This window comes from Halovenus anhuiensis, from assembly GCF_037080055.1.
In the GTDB taxonomy this organism is placed as follows: domain Archaea; phylum Halobacteriota; class Halobacteria; order Halobacteriales; family Haloarculaceae; genus Halovenus.
Window position 1 is genome coordinate 961259 of record NZ_JBAOJI010000001.1, and the last position, 21688, is coordinate 982946.

Annotated in this window: 23 protein-coding genes; 13 read left to right on the plus strand and 10 right to left on the minus strand. The window is 61.0% G+C overall.

Going from position 1 to position 21688, the window contains the following annotated elements; all coding sequences use genetic code 11:
• The first annotated feature begins 59 nt into the window (after positions 1–59).
• Together rnhA and V8P86_RS04960 are read left to right on the plus strand one after the other, a co-directional pair.
• The gene (gene rnhA, locus V8P86_RS04955) at positions 60–656 is read left to right on the plus strand and encodes a ribonuclease HI (protein WP_336326129.1); all 597 of its coding nucleotides are present in this window, start codon (positions 60–62) and stop codon (positions 654–656) included.
• Positions 649–1257 (plus strand): DUF7108 family protein, encoded by a 609-nt coding sequence (locus V8P86_RS04960; protein WP_336326130.1) that lies wholly within the window; start codon positions 649–651, stop codon positions 1255–1257. The genes rnhA and V8P86_RS04960 overlap by 8 nt, the downstream gene beginning before the upstream one ends.
• On the opposite strand, the gene V8P86_RS04965 is transcribed toward V8P86_RS04960, so the two are convergent.
• Positions 1241–1600, minus strand: a complete 360-nt coding sequence (locus V8P86_RS04965) for a PadR family transcriptional regulator (RefSeq protein ID WP_336326131.1) — start codon at positions 1598–1600, stop codon at positions 1241–1243. The genes V8P86_RS04960 and V8P86_RS04965 overlap by 17 nt on opposite strands.
• A 217-nt stretch (positions 1601–1817) precedes the next feature.
• Between V8P86_RS04965 and V8P86_RS04970 the strand changes: the two genes are divergently transcribed.
• Entirely contained in the window at positions 1818–2351 is a 534-nt protein-coding gene (locus tag V8P86_RS04970; protein ID WP_336326132.1) for an inorganic diphosphatase, read from the plus strand.
• A gap of 57 nt (positions 2352–2408) precedes the next feature.
• Here V8P86_RS04970 and V8P86_RS04975 read toward each other — a convergent pair whose 3' ends face one another.
• Positions 2409–2813 (minus strand): universal stress protein, encoded by a 405-nt coding sequence (locus V8P86_RS04975; RefSeq protein ID WP_336326133.1) that lies wholly within the window; start codon positions 2811–2813, stop codon positions 2409–2411.
• Positions 2814–3027: 214 nt separating this feature from the next.
• On the opposite strand from V8P86_RS04975, the gene V8P86_RS04980 reads away from it, so the two are divergent.
• Positions 3028–3516, plus strand: coding sequence for a cupin domain-containing protein (locus V8P86_RS04980; RefSeq protein ID WP_336326134.1), 489 nt, complete (start codon positions 3028–3030; stop codon positions 3514–3516).
• Between the two features lie 154 nt (positions 3517–3670).
• Entirely contained in the window at positions 3671–5119 is a 1449-nt protein-coding gene (locus tag V8P86_RS04985; protein WP_336326135.1) for an ABC transporter substrate-binding protein, read from the plus strand.
• A 4-nt stretch (positions 5120–5123) separates the two neighbouring features.
• Here the strand turns inward: V8P86_RS04985 and V8P86_RS04990 are convergent, their stop codons facing one another.
• Both V8P86_RS04990 and V8P86_RS04995 read right to left on the minus strand, forming a co-directional pair.
• Complete coding sequence (locus V8P86_RS04990; protein ID WP_336326136.1) at positions 5124–6176, minus strand: M42 family metallopeptidase; 1053 nt, start codon at positions 6174–6176, stop codon at positions 5124–5126.
• A gap of 69 nt (positions 6177–6245) precedes the next feature.
• On the minus strand, positions 6246–7154 hold the full coding sequence (locus tag V8P86_RS04995) for a haloalkane dehalogenase (protein ID WP_336326137.1): 909 nt from the start codon (positions 7152–7154) through the stop codon (positions 6246–6248).
• 226 nt (positions 7155–7380) lie between these two features.
• Between V8P86_RS04995 and V8P86_RS05000 the strand changes: the two genes are divergently transcribed.
• Positions 7381–8097: an SDR family NAD(P)-dependent oxidoreductase gene (locus V8P86_RS05000; protein WP_336326138.1), complete on the plus strand. Its 717-nt coding sequence runs from the start codon at positions 7381–7383 to the stop codon at positions 8095–8097.
• A 387-nt stretch (positions 8098–8484) separates the two neighbouring features.
• Here the strand turns inward: V8P86_RS05000 and V8P86_RS05005 are convergent, their stop codons facing one another.
• Positions 8485–8682, minus strand: coding sequence for a hypothetical protein (locus tag V8P86_RS05005; protein ID WP_336326139.1), 198 nt, complete (start codon positions 8680–8682; stop codon positions 8485–8487).
• Positions 8683–9130: 448 nt separating this feature from the next.
• Between V8P86_RS05005 and V8P86_RS05010 the strand changes: the two genes are divergently transcribed.
• Complete coding sequence (locus tag V8P86_RS05010) at positions 9131–10477, plus strand: alkaline phosphatase family protein (protein WP_336326140.1); 1347 nt, start codon at positions 9131–9133, stop codon at positions 10475–10477.
• Positions 10478–10504: 27 nt separating this feature from the next.
• Here V8P86_RS05010 and V8P86_RS05015 read toward each other — a convergent pair whose 3' ends face one another.
• On the minus strand, positions 10505–11578 hold the full coding sequence (locus V8P86_RS05015; protein WP_336326141.1) for a tubulin/FtsZ family protein: 1074 nt from the start codon (positions 11576–11578) through the stop codon (positions 10505–10507).
• 144 nt (positions 11579–11722) lie between these two features.
• Between V8P86_RS05015 and V8P86_RS05020 the strand changes: the two genes are divergently transcribed.
• Positions 11723–12826: an aminotransferase class V-fold PLP-dependent enzyme gene (locus tag V8P86_RS05020; RefSeq protein ID WP_336326142.1), complete on the plus strand. Its 1104-nt coding sequence runs from the start codon at positions 11723–11725 to the stop codon at positions 12824–12826.
• On the opposite strand, the gene V8P86_RS05025 is transcribed toward V8P86_RS05020, so the two are convergent.
• Complete coding sequence (locus V8P86_RS05025; RefSeq protein WP_336326143.1) at positions 12827–13480, minus strand: hypothetical protein; 654 nt, start codon at positions 13478–13480, stop codon at positions 12827–12829.
• Between the two features lie 101 nt (positions 13481–13581).
• Entirely contained in the window at positions 13582–14568 is a 987-nt protein-coding gene (locus V8P86_RS05030) for a preprotein translocase subunit SecD family protein (protein WP_336326144.1), read from the minus strand.
• A 202-nt stretch (positions 14569–14770) separates the two neighbouring features.
• Between V8P86_RS05030 and V8P86_RS05035 the strand changes: the two genes are divergently transcribed.
• The gene (locus tag V8P86_RS05035) at positions 14771–15472 is read left to right on the plus strand and encodes an endonuclease III domain-containing protein (protein WP_336326145.1); all 702 of its coding nucleotides are present in this window, start codon (positions 14771–14773) and stop codon (positions 15470–15472) included.
• A 125-nt stretch (positions 15473–15597) separates the two neighbouring features.
• Here V8P86_RS05035 and V8P86_RS05040 read toward each other — a convergent pair whose 3' ends face one another.
• Positions 15598–16329 carry a helix-turn-helix domain-containing protein gene (locus V8P86_RS05040; protein ID WP_336326146.1) on the minus strand — a complete coding sequence of 244 codons (732 nt, stop codon included), beginning with the start codon at positions 16327–16329 and terminating at the stop codon, positions 15598–15600.
• Positions 16330–16387: 58 nt separating this feature from the next.
• Here V8P86_RS05040 and V8P86_RS05045 point away from each other — a divergent pair, with 58 nt between their 5' ends.
• The 4 genes from V8P86_RS05045 (at position 16388) to V8P86_RS05060 (ending at position 19786) form a co-directional block, all read left to right on the plus strand.
• Positions 16388–17497: a hypothetical protein gene (locus tag V8P86_RS05045; RefSeq protein WP_336326147.1), complete on the plus strand. Its 1110-nt coding sequence runs from the start codon at positions 16388–16390 to the stop codon at positions 17495–17497.
• Between the two features lie 128 nt (positions 17498–17625).
• On the plus strand, positions 17626–18519 hold the full coding sequence (locus V8P86_RS05050) for an NAD(P)H-binding protein (protein WP_336326148.1): 894 nt from the start codon (positions 17626–17628) through the stop codon (positions 18517–18519).
• The gene (locus V8P86_RS05055) at positions 18516–19205 is read left to right on the plus strand and encodes a DUF7530 family protein (RefSeq protein WP_336326149.1); all 690 of its coding nucleotides are present in this window, start codon (positions 18516–18518) and stop codon (positions 19203–19205) included. The genes V8P86_RS05050 and V8P86_RS05055 overlap by 4 nt, the downstream gene beginning before the upstream one ends.
• A 140-nt stretch (positions 19206–19345) precedes the next feature.
• On the plus strand, positions 19346–19786 hold the full coding sequence (locus V8P86_RS05060; RefSeq protein ID WP_336326150.1) for a hypothetical protein: 441 nt from the start codon (positions 19346–19348) through the stop codon (positions 19784–19786).
• Positions 19787–19908: 122 nt separating this feature from the next.
• Here the strand turns inward: V8P86_RS05060 and V8P86_RS05065 are convergent, their stop codons facing one another.
• On the minus strand, positions 19909–21621 hold the full coding sequence (locus V8P86_RS05065; protein ID WP_336326151.1) for a sensor histidine kinase: 1713 nt from the start codon (positions 21619–21621) through the stop codon (positions 19909–19911).
• Between the last annotated feature and the right edge of the window lie 67 nt (positions 21622–21688).

Genomic DNA, 21688 nt, shown 5'->3' on the forward strand with positions numbered 1-21688 from the left:
TACCGCATCTAGCGGAGAACCCGAAACCGATAATCCGCTCGGGGACTGCGGTTTCGTAGATGCCAGTACTGAACTGCGATGTCGAGCAGGCTCGCGAGCGGTTGGAGGCCGCCGGCGTCGAGATCACGGCGGGAAACACGGACCACGAGCGCTGGCGCGCAAGCTACGAAGGCGCGACAGCGGTCGCCTACGACGACAAAGTCGTCGTTCAGGGGAGCGATCCCGGGCGGTTGCAAGCGTTGCTCGAAGGCGACGGCGGCGGGCGCGCGCACGTCTACTTCGACGGGGCCTGCCGAGGCAATCCGGGCGAGGCGGCTATCGGCTGGGTGATCGTGACCGACGGCGGCATCGTCACCGAGGGTGGCGAGCGCGTCGGCCGCATGACCAACAACGCCGCCGAGTACGAGGCGCTGGTCAAAGCGCTCGAACTCGCCGCGGAGTACGGTTTCGAGGAGGTGGAGATCCGCGGTGACTCGGAGTTGATCGTCAAGCAGGTTCACGGCGAGTACGACACGAACGACCCAAACCTGCGGGAGTACCGGGTCCGGGTTCGGGAGCTACTGACGGAGTTTTCCGAGTGGTCGCTCTCGCACGTACCGCGGGACATAAACGAGCGAGCGGACAAACTGGCAAACGAGGCGTTCGAGGATGGCTAACGAACACGACGGCGTCGACGAGTCGGCCGAGGCCGGCGAGATCGATGCTGACGATTCGGAAGAGACAGCACTCCCGACAGAGGTCGTCGACGAAGCCGAGCGGCTGACTCGTCTCGCGCGCGAAGCAATCGACGAGGCCGAGGCCGCGGCCTACCGGGAGGACCGCGCGGAGTTGCTCGACGAGCACGACTACACGGCCCGCGTCCGCGAGGAGGATCACGACGTGCTCGTGGTTCACCCCGAGGAGTGGGTCGAAGACGGGACGGTCTATCCGGAGCAGATCGACGATCTGGATCGGGGAATCGAGCGCCCGCTCTCCGGGCCGGGCGACCCCGACGACTGGGAGGCCGTCTGGGAGCACAACATGGCGATTGCCGAGGAAGTCGAAGCCGAACACGGAGAGGCACACGGCGGAAACGCCGAGGCGCTCGCGGAGTTCATGAGCAACCACTACGCCAAAGAGATCGAACAGGCGACGGAGTCGGAACTATCGGAGTTTGTCGAGGAGTACTATCCGCGAAACGTGTGGCCCACCGACGACCAGAAAGCGGTCGTCGAGGAGTCTGTGGAACTCGTCGACGAGTTTACGCAGCGTCGTTGACGAGCGATTCGATGTCTGCTTTGCGGTCCTCGTTTGTGATGATCTTGCCAAACGTCCAGTCGAGCTGATCGAGGACGGCCTCGTAGCCCTCGTCGGTCAGCGCGTACTGGTTCGTTCGTTTGTCGAGTTCACTTTTCTCTACGAGATCCATCTCGACGAGTTCGTCGAGGTTCGGGTACAGTCGCCCATGGTTTACTTCGGAGTCGTAGTAGGTCTCGAGCTCTCGTTTGATCGCGAGACCGTATCGGGGTTCTTCGGCAAGAATTGTGAGGATATTCTGCTGGAACGCCGTAAGTTCTCGTGCGATGCCTGGTGTGTCAGGAACTGCTTGTGCCTCTGACATACTTGGTTGAATGTCATCTATATACTTAACCCTTGCCAATTCATCTTATCTTTGTCACGAGAAAATCGGCGTACGGGGGGCGGTTACACTGGTGTAACTACCGAACATCGTACATATAACGCTCTGTGGGAGAGCGCTCGCCGGATCGCGTGCCTACGAGGGAGGTAGGGAGATAGACCGAAAGTAGTTTTTGGCCAAAAAATCAGATACGATAATGATGGCAAATCTCTGGGAAGACCTAGAAACCGGACCGAACGCGCCAGAAGAGATCTACGCAGTCGTCGAGTGTCTCAAAGGCGAGCGAAACAAGTACGAGTACGACAAGGACATCCCCGGCGTGGTGCTGGACCGCGTGCTGCACTCGAACGTCCACTATCCGTCGGACTACGGTTTCATTCCGCAGTCCTATTACGACGACGAGGATCCCTTCGACGTGCTCGTGCTCGTCGAGGATCAGACCTTCCCCGGCTGTGTCGTCGAGGCACGCCCGGTCGCGCTGATGAAGATGGACGACGACGGCGAGCAGGACGACAAGGTCATCGCGGTCCCGACGGAGGACCCGCGATACGACCACATCGAGGACCTCGAAGACATCCCACAGCAGACGCTGGACGAAATTGACGAGTTCTTCGCGACCTACAAGAACCTCGAAGAGGGCAAGGAAGTCGAGACGCAGGGCTGGGAGGACAAGCAGGCCGCGATGGACGCGATCGAACACGCACAGGACCTCTACGAAGAGCACTTCGAATAACCGTCGGCGACGGCCGCCGACCGGACGGCGTGAGTGACAACACTCTCACGCAACGACTCATTCGGCTGCCGGTGTCTGATATTCTGGGAGGGGGACCAACAGCAGCGGAATCGTGGCGCGCTCGATGAGCGCGTGTGAGATGCTCCCGAGGATGATGCGCTCCGTCCGAGAGTGTCGACGAAGACCGATCACCATCTGCTCCGCATCGACTCGCTCGGCCTCGTCGAGCAGCGCCAGCATGGGACCGCCTTCGCGGCCGGGGTCGATGACATCTGCGTCGACGGTAGTGATCTGCCCCAGTCGATCCTCGAGTATCTGTACCGCGTGTTCGGCCCGCTCGTTGGATGCGGTCGTGGCGTACACTGCACGGATGTGATCGTCTGCAGTCACGTGGTTGCTGAGCTGGTCGGCGATTGCTGTGCTTGCTGATTCACCGTCCGTACCGACGAGATATGTTACCATACGTCTAGAGCTACGCGACACCCCGAATATGTGAGTTATTCTTGATTTATTGCAGAATTATCACACAGACGGACAGACAACAGACAGAAGCAGTGAAACTGTGGATCGGTCGAGTTTCCAGCCCACTCAGTATGGCCGCAGACAGACTACATCGGTAACGAAACGGCCTGCGAGAGCCGACAGCATTAACTCGTCTCGCTCAGACGCCTTCCGTATGGAGAAAGTCACGATAGACGACGTGCGCAACGAGGTCAACCCACTGCAGGTCCACGACGTTCGCCGGCCGGTGTCGGACGAACTCGGAACCGAGCATTTTGCGATGAACTACTTCGAGCTTTCGCCCGGCGATTCCTTCTCGGGGGGGCTACACACACACCACGATCAGGAAGAGGTCTTCTACGTCGAATCCGGGACCGCCGAGTTCGAGGTCGGCAAAGACCGCGAGAAGGTGACTGTCGAGGAAGGCGAAGTGATCCGCTTCGAGCCCGGCGAATTCCAGACCGGCTACGCCGTCGAGGAGGAGGGCAACGAAGTCGTCGGCTGGGCACTCGGTGCGCCCACCTCACAGCACGACTGGGAGGAACTCGAATCGATGATTCCCTGCCAGGAGTGTGGCGAAGAACTGCCCCACGGCACGACCATCAACGACGAAGGCCGCTTCGAGTTCACCTGCACCGAGTGTGGTAACACCTTCGCGATGTAAGGCTGCTGTCCCACGACCCGCCCGAATAGGCCCGATTTTGACGAAAGCGCTGCTGATGAATTGCGACCGACCAACGACGAACAGCAACCGGTTTGCGGTAATATTATTACAAGTATACAGAAAATATTTACAACGTTATTCTTAGATAGTAAGTATGTCACGTAACGTGATCAGAACGAGGCGGCGGTATCTGCAGGGGATCTCCGCTGCCGGTGTCGTCGGTGTTGCGGGATGTATCGCGGAAGACGAGACAGGCGAGAACGACGGCCCGGACGACGACAGCGAACCGGACGACGACACTGAGCCCGACGAGGACAGCGAGCCAGCCAGCGGCGACGGAGTGACTATCGGCCACATCTCTCCAGAGTCGACCGTGCTGGGGGTTGGCTCGGCTCGGGCCGCGGCGCTGGCCGTGGAAACCGTCAACGACAGTGGGGGAATCATGGACGAGCGTGTCGAGCTCGTCACGGGAGACACGCAAACATCCGCGGCAGAAGCGGAAGTCGTCGTCGAAGAGCTAATCCAGCAGGAAGGCGCCGACGTGATCGTCGGCGGGTTCCAGTCCGAGATCGGCCGTGCGGTGACCGACCTGACAGCCGAGTTCGGCGTGCCCTACATTTCGACCGGTCCGGCAGCGCCGGATCTGACTACTCACTTCCCGGGGGATGAGTACGACCGCTACAAGCATTACTTCCGGGTTGGACCGATCAACGCCGCGCTGCAGGCCGAGGCGATGAGTGAGTATCTGACCTATCTCTCGGATCGCCACGGCTGGAATTCGCTCGCGTTCTACCGGGATCTGGCCGCCTGGACCGAGCCGTTCGCCGAGCATCTGCCCGCCTTGCTCGAAGACCAGGGGCTCACAATCGAGACACAGGACTCGATCACGATTCAGAACCCGGATCTCTCGCCGCTCGTCTCGACCGCCGCGGAGGAAGGCGTCGATTATGTCCTGCGCTTTTTCGGGCACATTGCCAGCTCACCCCAGCAGATCTTCCCGGCGTGGCGGGGTGATCTTGACTTCGGTCTCGAAGGAATCCACATTCCCGGCTCTCATCCCGAGTACGACATCGCGACTGAGGGGCTCAATATCTACGAGACGACCGCCCAGAACGGTGCCGGCGGTGCAGCTCCAATCACCGACCACACCCGGTCGTTCATCGACAGCTACGTCGACGAGTACGCCGGCGACGAGTTCGAGGTCGGAACACCAGACGGCTCGCCGATGGAGATGGGCTTCGGGACCTACGACGCAATCGTGCTCCTGCAGGACGTGCTCAACGAGATCGGGACGACCAACCCCGAGGACCATCTCGACGATTACGTCGACGAAATGCTCAGCACGGAACCCGGCCGAATCGAGTCGGTTTCGGGTCCGATTCAGTTCTACGGGTCGGACGCCGAATTCCCGCACGACCTGCAAGCCGCCCGCAGCAGTGACGGGACGATCACTAACTTCCCCGTGACACAGTTCCAGCCGTACAAGGATGGCAACGCCGCGACTGTCGAGTACGAAGGCGTCGTCCGACCCGGACAGGTCGAGTGTGTCTTCCCCGAACCGTACCGCACTGCAGACCACCAGCGGCCATCGTGGATGGGCTGACCGCTCAGAGCGTGTAATCCTGCGATGGGGATTCGGTGTCCAGAAACGCCGCGAGCAGATCGATCGTCGCCTCGATATCCTCGACGTGGGCGCTCTCGGTGACGGTGTGGAGATACCGCGTCGGGATCGAGAGGGCACCCACGGGAGTTGCGCCGCCGAAGCGCTGGAGGCCGGCGGTGTCGGTCCCGCCCGCAGGAAGCACTTCGATCTGGTACTCGATCCCCAGATCGTCGGCCACGTCTTCCAGTCGACGGTTCACTTTCGGGCTGGTGATGACACTCGAATCTTTGAGCTTGATCGCCGTCCCCTCGCCGAGTTCGGTGACGTGATCAGCCGGCTCGAAGCCCGGCACGTCGTTGGCGACGGTCACGTCCAGCGCGATGGCGAGATCCGGATCGAGATCGACACCAAGCGCCTGTGCGCCGCGGATGCCGACTTCTTCCTGAACCGTGGCGGCAAAGTGGATCGTCACCTCTGGGTCCTCGATCCGCTGGGCTGCTTCGAGAATCGTAAAGAGACAGACCCGGTCGTCGAGGGCTTTCCCGGTGACTGTGTCGCCGACGAGTTCGGTCGTCTGTTCGAGTGTTACCAGATCACCGCGCGAGACGCGTTCCTGTGCGGTCTCGCCGTCGAGACCCAGATCGATGTGGATGTCTTCGACCTCCGGGTCGGCCTCCAGTTGCTCCTCGTCGAGGGTGTGTGGCGGCGGCGAGCCGATCACGCCCGTGATATCCTCCTCTTCGGTGTGGACGGTCACGCGCTGTGCTTTGAGGACGCGGGCGTCCCAACCACCGAGGGCGTCGACCTGTACGAAGCCGTCCTCGGTGACGTGACGGACCATGAACCCGATCTCGTCCATGTGTGCGGCGACGACGACTTCGGTGTCGGACGCACCCTCGATCGTCCCGACAACGTTGCCCATGCTGTCGGTACGGAGCCGATCTACCTCGGGATCGAGTTCGCGCCGGACGATTTCTCTGATCCGGTCTTCGTAGCCGGGGACGCCGCTGGTTTCTGTCAGTTCCTGGAGCAGATCGGTGTCGAACGACGGTGTCATAACCGTCGATAGTCACGCCAGTCCCAAGAGCGTAACCGAACCGGTAGCACAAAACGAATGTTTTCGGGATTACGACGTTCGGTCGACGAACTTCACCACTTCCTCGGCAATCTCCTCCCCGGCGTCCTCCTGCAGGAAGTGCATCGCGCCCTCGATCCAGACATCCGGCTGTTCGCTCGCTGTCGGGAACAACTCTCGCATGGGATCGCGGGCATTGCCGGTGATCGGATCCGAATCCGAGAAGAGCACGAACGCCGGTTTTTGCCACTCAGAGAGCCGTTCCTTCGCGGCGGCCATGTGATCCGCACCGGGATCGTCGGGCGAGGTCGGAATCAATCGCGGGAGGATGCGCGCGCACGCTTTCGACTCCTCTGTGTGGAAGGGGGCTTCGTAGGCGGCGACAACCTCGTCTGAGAGTTCTGTCGCCGTCGCGTTCTGGATCAGCATGCCGATTGGGAGTTCGTCGGCGCGTTCGACGAAGTCGGCGAACTCGTGCCAGTCGTCGCTCATCTTCTGTGTCCCGTCGGGGACGCCGGTGTTCATCGGGACGAGTCGGGCAAAGCGCTCGGGGTTGTGTCCCGCCAGCGCTAGCCCGAGGATGCCGCCCCAGTCCTGACAGACCAGCGTGATCTCGTCGAGATCCAGTTCCTCGAACAGCAGTGTCTCGAAGGAGTCGTAGTGCAGGTCGAAGCTGTACGCGTCCGTGTCGGTGTACTTATCGGAGCGCCCGAGGCCGAGCATATCCGGCACGATGACCCGGCCGCGCTCGGCGAGAGTGGGGATCATCTTCCGGTAAAGGAAGCTCCACGACGGCTCGCCGTGCATCAACAGGAAGGTTTCGTCGGCGTCGTCGCTCGTTGGTTCGACATCGACGTAAGCCATCTCCGCGCCGTCGTCGGTCACGGGCACGCGCTCGTATGGATAATCGAAGTCCGGGACATCCTCGAAACGATCTTCGGGTGTGGTTACAAAGCTCATGGTATGTCGGTCACGAGCCGCCATTAAAATTGTTCGGGAATATAGCGAATGTGTTACCGCGGGAAAGCTGACAAAACGGATCGTAAAACGTTGTCCAATCTCGGATCCACGCGGTCGTGACACCCAGTACAGTTGCTTCGGCGGGCGCAGATGGGGTGGAACCCGGAGAGTCCGTGGTTCCCTGTAGACAACAAGAGTGAAGCAGAGACCGGTCGAACGGGCGGGTATGACAGAAAGAGCGATGGTGGTCGGGGCATCGTCCGGGATCGGCGAGGCACTCGTGCGAACACTCGCAGCGGAAGGGTACGAGGTCGGTCTGACGGCCCGTTCCGTCGACAAACTCGAAGCGGTTGCTGAGTCGTTACCGACCAGGGCCTACGTCGCACGGATGGACGTGACCGAGACAGACGCGGCGCGGAAGGCGTTCACTGAACTCGCCGACGCGATGGGGACCGTCGACGTCGTCGTCGTCAACGCCGGCGTCGGCCCGGAGAATCCGGATCTGGAGTGGGAACCCGAACGGGACACCATCGACACGAACGTCCGCGGGTTCACGGCACTGGCTGTCGCCGCGATGGATCAGTTCGAGCAGCAAGGCCACGGCCAGCTCGTCGGCGTCTCGTCGGTCGCCTCCTACGTGGGAAGTAGTCGCGTCCCCGCCTACTACGCCTCGAAGGCGTACGTCTCGAACTATCTCGATGGTCTGCGGTACAAATCACAGTATCTCGACGCCGATATTACCGTGACGACGGTCGAACCCGGCTTCGTCGATACCGACCTTGCCGGCGGCGAGTTCTGGATGTGCTCGCCGGAGACGGCCGCGGACCTGATCCACGAAGCCATCGCGGAGAAGAAACGACAGCAGTTCGTGACGAAACGGTGGCGACTCGTGGCGCTCGCGCTGACGCTGATGCCCGATCTGCTCAAGCGTCGGTTGTTCTAGGCTGGGACGAACGGATTGACCGGCCGACTGAGCCTCGCAAGCCGGGACTCGAACGCGTCCTGTTGCTCTGCCGACTCCGAAGCACTCGATCGACTTCGGTAGTGGGACTCGCCGCAGTTCGAACATTCAGTCAAGAATGAGTCTGATTCTACGCCACACGAAAGGCACACGAGCACTCTTTCACTCATGTACTAATCCGACAACCCTGTAACTGAAAAATGCGTAACTAGGAGTATAAGAGCGATGAATGGCCACAATCAGACTCGAAAGCGACTAATTCGATCAGCGAACGGCAGAATTACCAAACATTTGGGTTCACTGGGCCGCATACACAGACCCACTCAATAGGGGCGGCTCTCGATCAAAAACAAAGAAAAATCGGCCGCGTCAGTCGCCTGCGGCGGGGGCGATGGGGTTCACCGGACGAGTGAGTTTGGCGATCTCGTCGGTGATCTGTTCGTCGTCCTCTTCTTCGGACTCCTCGGTCTTACTCTCGAACTGCTGGGAGCCACACTCCGGACAGGGGTCCAGAAAGCTCTCGACGTGAGTCCCGCAGTCGAGACAGATGAATTCACGTTCTGACATATCTAGATGTTCCTGCCATACATATTTAAACATGTTCTTGTCTGGCCACTCTGTGGACATCTGGCACATTGTAGCCCAGCAGGTGGTACGGAACCCCCCGAATGTCAAAACCACACACGGAAACCGTTCGTCCGTTCAGTATTCCTGTCGCGCATCACGGCAACTGTTGCCGATTAGTTATGAGCATGGGTAATTATTTGAGTATCCACGTGTTATCACTGAGTGTGATGGCGGCAAGCAATCAGACTGTCGGAGTCGACCACGTGACAGTAGTGCCCGAGAATTTCGAGTCGGACGAGGAGGACCGACGCGAGGACCGGGAGGCAGAACAGACAGACCGAGAGTGACAGATTTCACTGCTTTTGACGACGTGAGAGTCCGGTCGTTCGGGTAGCGAGCACCGCGTAGAGAGAAGAAGCTTCTTGTGGGATACCCCAGTAGCAGACGTATGGGATTGTTCGATCGGATCCGCGGTGACGACGGCCCGCGGGTCGCTTTCATCGGTATCGACGGCGTGCCGTACAGTTTGCTGGCCGACCACCCCGAAGAGTTCCCGAATTTCGCTGCAATCGAAGCGGAGGGAAGCGCCGGCCCAATCGATAGTATCGTCCCGCCGGAATCCAGCGCCTGCTGGCCCGCGCTCACGACGGGGATGAATCCGGGGGAGACGGGCGTCTACGGCTTCCAGGACCGCGAAATCGGCTCCTACGAGACGTACGTCCCGATGGGCCGGGACGTGCAGGCCAAACGACTCTGGTCCCGCGTCGACGACACGGGCCGGGAAGCGACGGTGATGAACGTCCCCGTGACCTTCCCGCCGGACCGGGAGATCCAGCGACAGGTCTCTGGCTTTCTCTCCCCCGGCGTCGACAAAGCCGCCTACCCCGACGAACTCCGTGAGTATCTCGAAGGTATCGACTATCGGATCGATGTCAACGCGAAACTGGGTCACGACGACGACAAGACCGAGTTCGTGGAAGACGCCCACGAAACGCTCGACAAGCGCTTCGAGGCCTTCGAGCACTACCTCACCGAAGACGACTGGGACCTCTTTTTCGGCGTCTTCATGACCACCGACCGAGTCAACCACTTCCTGTTCAAAGACTACGAGGAGGACGGCGAGAACTACGACGAGTTCATGGAGTTTTATCGGAAAGTCGACGAGTACATCGGCAAGATTCGGGAGATGCTTCCCGACGACGTGACGCTGGTCGTCGCCTCCGACCACGGCTTTACCAGCCTGGATTACGAGGTCCACTTCAACGAGTGGCTCGAACAGGAGGGCTGGCTCGAATACGAGGGCGACGACCCGGACGAACTGGGCGACATCGCCGACGAGACGCGGGCGTACTCGCTCATTCCGGGCCGATTCTACATCAACCTCGAAGACCGCGAACCGCGCGGGAGCGTCCCGGAATCCGAATATCAGGAGACCCGCAGCGAACTGAAGGAGGCGCTCGAATCGCTGACCGGCCCCGACGGCGAACCCGTCGTCGACCGCGTCGAGACCAAAGAAGACGCCTTCCGCGGCGGCCACGACGACATCGCGCCGGATCTGGTCGCGATTCCGAACCACGGGTTCGACCTGAAAGCCGGCTTCGGCGGCGACGGCGACGTGTTCGGGACTGGCCCGCGAAACGGCATGCACAGTTTCGACAACGCCTGTCTGTACATCGACGATGCCGACGCTCGGGTCGCGGATGCAGACCTCTACGATATCGCGCCGACAATCCTGACGCTGATGGACATGGATTACGACCGTGGCTCCTTCGACGGCGCGACGCTGATGAAGTAACTGGGTCGGAAAGCCAGTAGTGGCTGGTCAGAACAGATCGTCCAGATCGTCGTTGTCGAACTCTTCGGTCGGATCGCGTTCTTCGACTTCTTCGTTCGCTTCCCGGGCCCGGTCCATGAACTCCTGGACTCGCTGGGATCGTTCGACACCACCGAGGAGCACCAGTGCCGCGAGGCGGTCGCTGTCCAGCGGGAAGTCACCGCCACGAACCTGCAAGGAGCCGGTTTCCTCTTCGATCCACTTCCGCGCGCGCTCGACACCTTTCCGGGAGATGCGGTCTGGTTGCCCGGCGATGACCAGCAGTGCGGCCTCCGCGTCGACGGCGTTCGGGAGACTCATGCCGGTCAGCAGCGATTTGCGCGTGAGACTGGTGATCGTGTTGACGTTCTCGCCGGCCTCTTCGGCGGCCTCGGCGCTGGCGTAGCCGAGACTGGCGATTCCGCCGTCTCTGAGCGTGTTGATGATCTCCGAGGAGTCGACGACGCTTTCGCCCACGCCTTCGACGACCTCGCCGGAGGCGAGCAGCAGTCCGACTCGCTGTGCGATCTGCTGGTTGATGTTCTCGAAGCCCTCCTGAACGGTTTCGTCACTGGTTCGCCAGGCGTCGTTGTCTATCAACAGCGCGGAGTCGGACTCCCTGATGATCGTCTTGAGCGAGCGACCGGCGTTCGCCTGATACAGTGACCCCTCGTTGCGACCCGGGAGGATGCCGAGCGTGTAAATCGGCACGTCGTAGACTCGGTTGAGTTCGTGTGCGAGCGCGGGCGCGCCTCCGCTGCCGGTACCGCCGCCCAACCCCGCGACAATCATGACCGCCTCGGCGTCGGTCGCGATCCGAGCGTCGAGTTCGTCCATCACCTCTGTCGCTTCCTCTTGCATGATCTCCGCACCGAGTTCGTTGTCCCCACCCACACCGTGGCCTTTCACTCTGTCCTGTCCGATCAGCATCGTGTCGATATCGAGCGACTGCAGATCCGTCTCCGCAGTGTTCACCGCAAACGCACCACGAATCGCGTTGAATCCCATCTCGTGGTCGAATTCGGCGAGTACCTGCGTCACCTTCCCGCCGGCTTGCCCGACACCAATCAGGACGACTTTCATACCTCATACTGTTGGCAGGCCATCTAATAATCGTTGGGTCATTGATTCGATGCCGGAGAAACGCATCGGACGTGTGTTTCCCTCGTGAGTGAGTTTGGAATAGACGGAGATGGATTGATACGTCCCGCGACCACAGCCCATTGCATGGATCCCGAGACGCTTCGCAACGAGATTCCCGCCTTCGAGGAGTGTATCTACCTCAACTGGGGCGCGAGCGGCCCGAGTCCGCGGGCGGTCGTCGATGCAGCCGCGGAGTTCGAGCGCTACCACCAGTACGAGAGTCCGGCCGACGAGGGGATGTACGAAGCAGCGGACAAGGCGACGGCGAGCGCCCGCGAGGCCGTCGCGGGACTGCTCGGCACCCAGAGCGAAAACGTCGCGCTGACGCAGAGCACCGCCGACGGTATCAACCACGTCGCGACGAGCATCGACTGGCAACCGGGCGATGTCGTCGTTCGGACCGATACCGAACACAGCGCCGCCCGCCTTCCCTGGGAGCGGATGGCCGAACGTCACGACATCGAGATTCGAGTGCTCGAAACGACTGACGGACATCTCGATCTGGACGAACTCAAGACAGCCGTCTCAGACGCGCGCCTGCTCTGTTTCAACTCCCCGACCTGGAGTTACGGCAACCGCCAGCCCGTCGAGGAGATTGTCGACATAGCGCACGACGCTGGCGCACGCGTGCTCGTCGATGCAGTACAGGCCCCGGGCCAGCAGCCCGTTGCAGTCGACCAGTGGGGCGCGGATTTCGTCGCCGGGTCGGGCCACAAGTGGCTGCTCGGCGTCTGGGGCGCGGGCTTTCTGTACGTCAGCGACGACGCGCTAGACGCGCTTACGCCGACTCGGATCGGCTACTACTCCGTCGAGGATTACAACGCCGAGCAGTACGCCTTCTACGACGACGCCCGGAAGTTCGACCTCGGAACCCGCTCGCTGGCGCCCTTCGTCGCCCTGGAGACTGCAATCGACACGATGCAATCGGTCGGACTCGACACCATCGACCAGCGAATCACTCGCCTGAGCGACCGACTCAAAGACGGACTGGGTGATCGGTTGCTCTCACCGTCGGATTCACAGAGCGGCCTCGTTACGTTCGCGGCCGACGATCCGGAGGCGACAGTCGAACGACTCGCCGAGCAGGGTATCCAGATCCGTCCACTTCCCGACCCCGACGCCTGTCGGGTCTCCGTGCACGCAGTCAACACCGAGGAGGATATCGACCGCCTGCTCGCGGCACTGTGATTACTCGTCACCGAGGGGATTGCGTCGGAGTTCGTCAATGAGGTCGTGGAGGTAGTTGAGTTCGGATTCGAGTTTCTCGCGGCGGTCGATCAACTCGCTCAGTTCGTCGGTGTTGACCGAGTGGTCCTGCTGCAGCGCCGCCTCCAGCGAGTCGTTGGTCGCCTGCACGAGATAGCTCGCCGACTGCAGCACTTCCTCGGGTGAGCCGCGGTACTCGTAGAGGTCGACGCCGCCGGAGTAGGCAGTGTAGGCGACCAGCGGCACCTCCTCCTGTGAGTGATAGGTCGTCGTCACGTCGAGGCCCGTCAGCGGGTTGTATCGGTCGTTCGAGACCTCCATGCGGACGAGACTGAACGGTTCGGCCAGTGAGGGATACGTTTCAGAGAGCTCTCTGAGTTTGTCGGCCGGGTCGCCACCGAGTTGGGATTCCACGTCGCCGAAGAAGTGCTCGGAGCCTGTGAGCGCGAGTGCCACAGTGTAGAAGACCTGCTGGTTGTTCTCTGCGAACTGCCGGATGCGCTCGCGGAGAGCCTCGTGTTCTCCTTCGATGGACAGCTGTTCGAGATCGTCGAGTAGTGCCAGCGTGCCGCGTTCGCGTTCGAGATACTCCTCGACCAGCGCGCCGGGCATGTCCTGGCTGTCCACATCGTCCATATCTCCCCTTCAGGCTCCGCCCCCTCATATGTTTTCCCGGGCCAGCGTCGGCGAGTCTTCGCCCGGTGAGGTCGGAAAATCGTGCCGGCGACCAGTGTAACTCACTCCTCGACTCGTTCGAGATCCACCTCTGTCGGGAGCGAGCCGGTCCGAAGCGCACTCGACATCTCCCGCGCTTGCTCGAACGACGATGCTGTGACGACGTAGCCGCCGTCAAACGAGCCAGATTCGAGGACGTTTGCAAATTCAGGGACCATGCCCGCACCACTGACAACGTCGCCGTCGAGTACCGTGCACAGACAGTACTGGTTCGAATCGGGCTCGTCGCCGTCCTCCCACTTACACGCCTGCTGGCCGGTGACCCCGTCGCTCGTGAATCCACTCTCGACGAGTCGGTGCTGAAAGCGCTCGGCGGCGTCTGCCGTCAGTTGGACCTCGACACGCGGCTGTGAGAAGCCGCCGTCAGCCCGCTTTGCCTCGGAAATCCGCAGGAAGTCGTTCGCTTCGAGGAGCACTTCTGTCTCGGGTTCGGTCGCATCCTGCTGGTCGTTCGGCGTGGCGAGGAGGACCTGCGCGCGACTCTGTACGTCGAGAAGACTGGCCACCTCGCTGGAGTGCTCGTCGTCGACCTCGATCAACAAGGCTGGAGCGTCGTCGTCACCCGAGACTGTCACGTCGGCACCGGTCACGTCTGCCCGCTCGAAGCGGTTGCGAACAGTCTCACGGGCCTGTTCTGCAGTCTCTGCCGTGACACCGGAGCGGACAGCCTCGCTGTCGACGGGCAGTCCTGCTGTCGTGAGGGCGTTGCTGAACTCGGTTGCCGAGACATCGGACCGGCGAACTTCGACGGCTGCCGCAGATGGGAGAACAGCGATATCGATCGGATCGACGCCGAGTTCCGTCGCAATCGTCGTCTCCAGTTCGACCGTGCTTTCATCCTCGCTATCGACATCAGTTGCGGTCTGTCCGAGCAACGAGGCACGGAAAGACACACCAGGACTCTCGTCGTCTTCGGGAGAGCTTTCGGTACAACCAGCGAAACCGACTGAAAGGGCGGCTCCGGCCGCGAGTATCTGTCGCCTTTTCATCATATTTGAGTTATATTTCAACCAATAAGATGCTTTTCCATCGATTCTGCCGGAGAAAGGAGGGTGGAACTCCCGTCCAGCGCGCTGGGAGGAACTGTTCGTGTAGTGAGCGGACCCGGCGTTATCAACTGCCCCGCGCACGGTGTCGCGAGGAATCCGCCTCGCTACCTAGTTTGAAGTTCGGAGAGTCCAAGAGCCGGGCATGTCGACAACAGCGGAGTGGGACGAGAGCCGCGTCAAACAGTTGCACGACGACCTCACCGATCTCCACGTGGCCGTCGAATCGACCAGCGCACACGGAGCAGAGAGCGACCCGGATCCAGGCGAGGGTGTACGCCAACTCGTGACGACCATCCTCTCGCAGAACGTCGCCGACGAGAACACCCGGAGAGCCTCGGAGTCACTGTTCGAGACCTACGAGGACTTCGCCGCCATCGAGGCCGCTGATCACGACGAACTGGCCGAGACGATCCGGGTCGCCGGCCTCCCGAACCAGAAGGCCGAGCGCATCCAGCGCGCACTCGCTGCTGTTCGCGAGGAGACCGGCGGGGCCTACTCGCTGGCCTTTCTGGACGCGATGAACACAGACGACGCGAAGACGTGGCTGACCGACATCAAGGGCATCGGCCCGAAGACAGCGAGTGTCGTCCTGAATTTCACCTTCGGAAAGCCGACGATGGCCGTCGATACACACGTCGAGCGCGTCTCCAAGCGGTTCGGGCTAGTCCCCGAATCGGCGAGCAACCAGCGCGCCCACGACATCCTGGGCGAGGTGGTGCCCGACGAACTGACTTATCCGCTGCACGTCCTGCTCATCCGCCACGGCCGAAGCTACTGTTCGGCCCGGAATCCAGACTGTACGAATCCGGTCTGTGAGCGCTACTGTGATTGCGAAGGGTGTTGAGAGCAGCCGCGGATAGAGACAGTCTCGATTCAATTAGTCGATAGCTGCCGTCAGTTCCCGGGTGGACGTCTGAGTTTCAGACAGCCTTCGTCCGCGAGCGCGTCTGGCCGGACTCGGAGGTGTTGTCAGGGTGAGTTACTGGAGACGAGACTCGTCATTACGTGGTGTTCGGCCCGCCGGAGCAGTTCGCCCGCAGTCCCGGTCGAACAGCCGAGTTGGCTCGCGACGTGATCAAGTGTGACTTCCTGTGGGAGGTCGTAGTAACCCGCCTCCACGGCGACTGTGACCGCTTCGTGCTGGCGGTCGGTGAGTAAATCAGCAGTGTCGATTCGGCTCGAACGGAACTCGCCGATTTGTAGAATTTCCACGTCGTTCGCTTCCGGAACGTTGTCGGCGGCCGTCTGGATTGCATCCGCTGGACCGATCAGTCGCAGTCGAACTGTCTTGTCCGTCCGGAATTCGATCGGTTGGACGAGGATCAATCCCGGTTCGGAGAGGGCACTGACGAGTTCGCGGTCCTGCGGAGAGACCTCCTCCCGGATATACAGATAAAACGAGTCGTCGGAACAGGGCGTAATCTCGAATTCGATCACCGACGAGAGGGAGGCAACCTCTCGGCGGTATGGCTCTTCCGGACCGTCGATGTGGAAGAGAAGCGCGTGTTCGGCGGAGTCGTACTGGTGGCGATACATCTGTTTTGCAATCGTATACTCGTCTCGCTCGGCGACAAACTCGTGCATCGGATGGCGGGCGTCTGGTGGCTGCTGGAAGCTCAGTTCGAGATATCGCATCCCTGTGCAATGGTCGATGGCCGGCCAATTATGACCACCGGATCCACCGCGTACCTGGGCTGTCATAAACACCCCGCAGGCCTGCGGAGCAGTCCGTACGTTGCTGTGACACCCATCTGAACACATGACTGCGACAGCACCACTCGAGTATCGCTCCGTCGACTGGCCGGACGGTGAAGCCCCTTCGGTGATCCAGCGCGCCGGCGTTGCGGGCGCAGGCGGTGGAGGATTCCCGTCGTACGCGAAATGGGCGGCGGCGGATTCAGCTGAGTACCTACTGATGAACCATCAGGAAAGCGAACCGAACTACCGCATTGACAAATGGCTCGGTCGGGAACACGCGGCCGAACTCGCGTCGCTGTTCGATGCGTTGCTGGATCACGTCTTCGAGGTGGTCGTCGTCGGAGTCAAGCGCAAAGACCGGGACCCACATATGAGAGCACTGGAGGCACACACGGATGGAACCGTCCGCATGCCCGAGGAACTCCCGCTCAACCCTGACGCCGAGAGCGGCGTCGTCTTTGCGTATACGGACAACAAATACCAGTACGGGATGGAAAGCGTACTGTTGCAGACGGTCGCCGGGACGGTCATCGGTAACGATCTGCCAATCGACCACGGCTGGGTGGTTCAGAACACGGAGTCACTCTACAACATCCACCAGGCAGTGACGGCTGGAAAGCCAGTCCTCAGAAAGTACGTCCACGTCGACGGCGTGGGTCTCCGCCATCGATTTCTCGATGTTCCCGTCGGGACCCCCGCGAGTGTGCTCGTCGAAACGGCCGGACTAGACCCCGAAACAATCGGCACGGATGCGGTGCTGGCAAACGGTGGGCCGGGCTGGTGTTTTGCCATCGACGAGTCGCCGTCCGAATTCGGTGTTCGCAAGCAAACGAACGGTCTCTTGGTGCTCGATACAGAGACTGCCGAGCAGAACAGGCTCGGAGAAAGCCGGATCGATGCGCTCGATGCACACGACTGGCTCGAACAGCAAATCGAATCCGAGCCGACCGCACAGATCGAACCCGAGTTCGTTCGCGTTCCGTTGATTACGAATCCAGAACTTGCGGGGACAGTCCAGCCGAGCGAGCCCACGGTCAGCGTCGGGAACTGCGTCGAGACTGGCGATGTAATCGCGGCACCCGCTGCCGATGGCGTCTCCACGCCCACATATGCCTCAATCGACGGCACGGTGACCGACATAGACGACCAGTATATTACGATCCACAGGTAGTAACACCACGTCGTGAGGCGGTCGGAGCCGGAGAATTTCGGCGGTGCTGACCGCCTGACAGACACCGATATGCGAACCACGTCGTCGGCCATCCCGAGTGTTAAGACAGACGGCTCCTATGTCCGTGTATGCGCATTCTCGTCACCGGTGCGACGGGCTTCGTCGGTGGGCAACTCGTGGGGGAACTGCTCGCCGCCGGCCACGAGGTCCGCGCGCTCGTCCGCGATCCCAGCAGCTACGACGCGCCCAACGGCGTCGAAGTGTTCCAAGGCGATGTCCTCGACCGGGGAAGCTTCGAGGACTCGCTTTCGGGCGTCGACGCCGCCTACTACCTGATTCACTCGATGTACGCCGGCGAGGACTTCGAGGAGCGTGATCGGTTGGCTGCTCGCAACTTCACCCGAGCGGCGAGCGAAGCGGGGGTCGACCGGATCATCTATCTCGGCGGCCTCGGCGAGACGGGCGATCAACTCTCGGCACATCTCCGCTCGCGACGGGAGGTCGAGTACATCCTCGGCGACGGCACCCCTGAGTTGACGACGCTGCGGGCATCGATCATCGTCGGCGCGGGCAGCGTGAGCTTTCAGATCGTCACCCAACTCGTCAAGCGCCTCCCGGTAATGATCGCCCCGCAGTGGGTGCGAACCCAGTGCCAGCCCATCGCCGTCATCGATGCGCTGGCGTATCTCGTCGGCGTCGTCGACGCACCAGAGACGGCCGGGAAGACCTACGAAATCGGCGGTCCAGACATCCTCACCTACGGGGAGATGCTCCAACAGACCGCGCTGGCGATGGATCGGCGACCGCCGCCGATCGTTCCCGTCCCGGTGCTCACCCCCAAGCTATCGGCGTACTGGGTCGGGCTGGTGAGCGACGTAGACTGGCAAGTCGCGCGACCCCTCATTCACGGCCTGAAGAATCCGACTATCGTCACCGACGACTCCATTAGAGAGTTCGTCAGTCCGGAACTGACGCCGTTCAGCGAGGCCGTACAGCGAGCGCTCGCGGAGGAAGGGGGATGAGTTCACCGTACAGCGACTCGTGGGTCTACGAGGGAATCGTCGGCGCACTCCCGGGTATCGCCGTCAGCCCACGGGTTGCCCTGTTGCTTCAGTTTCTGCTGTTCGAGGCTGCCGTGCTCGTACTGGGGCTCGTCTACAATCTCCCGGAGGCAGCGGTGGCGGGGACCGTCGCGGTCGTCGTTTCGACGGTCGGGAGTGCAGAGTTGATCAGGATCGGCGATCAGATCCGAGATATTCCCCTCCCCGAGGCCTACCGTCGACTCCTCTTTGGCTCGAACATCGAGGTAGTCCTCTCGGTGCTCGCGTACATCGCGCTGATCACACACCTGTTCGTCTTCGATCCGGGACGGGCCGAGGTGCCGCTGCTCGAGGACTTGCTCGGCCCCGACCCGCCGGTACTCGGGGTCTATCTCATGCTGTTGATCCTTTGGGACGTCTGTTACCGGATCGGTGCGGGCTGGTGGGCGAGCGTCGCAGCGCTGTGGCGGACGGTCCGCTACGAGTTCGATCCGAAGACACGAGGGAGTCTCCGCCGGGCCGATGGTGAGATTGCGCTGTTCGGCCTCGCTCAGGGAGCCTTCCTCCCCTTTCTGATCGGTCAGCCCGTCCTCTTTCTCGTCGTTGCTGGCCACATCGCCGCGGTGCTCGCAGTCACCGGAACCTCGATGCTACTGCTCTCGCGGTGATCCAGCGAACCGACGCTGGTGAAACGCCCAGGAAGTGATATCGAGATGCGTGCTGAATATAGAGGTTGTAGTCAGCACAGGCGATCTAACAAAACGCGAGTTTCAAAAAGCATTCATTAGAGACATGATTAGTCCGATACATGAAGCGCCGTACTGCCCTCCAGCTCGGTGGTTCAATGCTTCTCGCAACGACGGCCGGCTGTTCTGTGCCACAAGGAGGTACATCATCCGACATTGAAATCTCCAAAATTAATCTCCGAAGTTATCTCGACCGCGCCGTGGAAGCAAGCGTCATGTTAGTTGACAGTGACGAGGTCGTCCTCTGGCGCACCGTCACCCTCTCAACTGGCCAGGATCGGTTCGCAACCCTCGATGAATTACCCGCACAGGCTGGTGAGTACACACTGTACGCACACATTCCAGGGACCGACACAGGGGACGCTGTTCAGGTGGATCTCACCGAAGATGTAGATGAGAAGGACCTATCCTGTATCGTGGTCGAACTCGTAATTGATCCGACTTTCTCAGGAGAACGCCATCTGAGCTATAATTATATAGCCCAGTGCGAGAGTGAGAGTTAATCGTCCTGTAGGGATTGCTTGAACAGACCTGCTCTCATCAATATGCGCGTGTATTCAGCACGCCCGACAAAATCTATCACCATTTGAGGGTTTCAACAAAACCGACGAGCCGAAGCCGTCGGTCAGCGATCAGGCATCGGCGGTTCCCGGTCCGCCGAGTCATCGACACCGGCACGCTCGAAGCGGAGTTCGACGGTCGTTCCCGCATCGCATGTCTCGAATCGGAGGTCGCCGCCGGACTTCTCGGCGACCCAGTAGACGATCCACACCCCCAGTCCAACCCCCTCCTCCGGCGTCACTCGATCACCGTCGAGAACTGCATCGACGATGTCGTCGTCGATACCCGGGCCGTTGTCTTCGACAGTGAGAGTGGCCCAGTCTCCGTCGGCCGCTGTCCGAACGGTAACGACCGGATCGGCAGCGGTGTTGTGTTCTGCGGCGTTGTCGATCAGATCTTTGATTGCCCGGTCGATCTGTGCGACAGCGATGACACTGAGAGCACCGTCGAGGTCGGCCTCGAACGTGACATCAGGGTATCGCTCCCGGGCATCGGCGAGTACCGGTTCGACACTGTCGCTGAGTGAGGACTGGGTAGGCTGTTCGGCCTCGATCAGCCGCTCGATTCTACGGGCTTTCTCCGTCCAGTCGAGGAGTCGATCCGTCTTCTCCATCAGTTCCTCGTAGGCCGCTCGGGAGTCGTCATCGGCGAGCAGTTCCGCGTTCGTGCGGATCACGTTGAGTTCGTTTCGGAGGTTGTGCCGGAGCACGCGGCTCTGGAGGTCTTTGAGCAGGCTAAGCTCTGATTCCCGACTCCGCAGTTGCTGTTGTCGACGCTGCTGTTCGGTAACGTCCCGACAGACCACCACTGTCGCCAACGACGCCGCCTGGTGGCTGCCGACTGTCGAAGCCGTCACGCTGAAGTGTCGTCTGCCGGTCGCCGTCTCGACCCAGCAGTCGGCCTGGCCGGTCGACTCCAGCCGTGAGAGGGTCTCCTCGCCGAATACCGCCGGGCCGGAGCGACCGATCAACGAGCCAGACTCGCTGAGTCGGTCAGCGGCCGCTGCGTTGGACATGACGATTCGAGCTTGTTCGTCGAGCACGACGACCGGATCGTCCATCTCGTCGAGGACGCGCTGGCGGGCGATCGGAATGGTATCGAGCAGTCGGAGTCGGAAGACACCGGCAGTCAGTAACAGCCCGCTTGCCATGAAGCTCACTGGCGTGATATCGAACGGAATGATTCCAATCTGGAAGAGCACACTCACCGAGAACGGAATCGTGACGGCCAGAAACAGCGCGAGGCTCTGCAGTCGATACCGCGAAGGCGAGCGGACCATCACGCTGCCGAGCAGAAGGATGCCGGCGAAGGCGATGCCGTAGGAGTAGAGGATGTGAGCGAGAAACGGCCCCGTCAACTGGAGTTCGTATCCCAGCGGGACGCTCGCAGCGACCGTCGAGAACACGGCAGTCCGGAATGGCGAGAGGATCACCGCCAGCATCACCGCCGGTTTGATCAGCAACACGGCGAGCGTTCGGACGGAGACGAGATGCTCACGGCCCGTGTAGCTCAACCCGAGCAGGAGGAATCCGATCACGGTCAACTCGATGCCGAACACGCGGATAAGCAGTCCCCCGCCAGCCATCGGATCGCCGTTCGTCTCGACGAGAAGAACGTGCATCGTGTCGGCGAGCACCCAGCAGGCGATGCCAGTGAACATCACCGCCAACGGCACAGCCCCCCGTTTGTCGTCGTACCGGAGGCAGTAGCCAAGAAGACACAACGAGAGAACAAACGTCACAATCATGCCGGCTCCGATTATGACGTGTGTCGCCATGATCAGCCAATAGAGAGTGATTAGAATAATGGTTATGTTTCTGAGACAACAAACCGATGCCGGACGG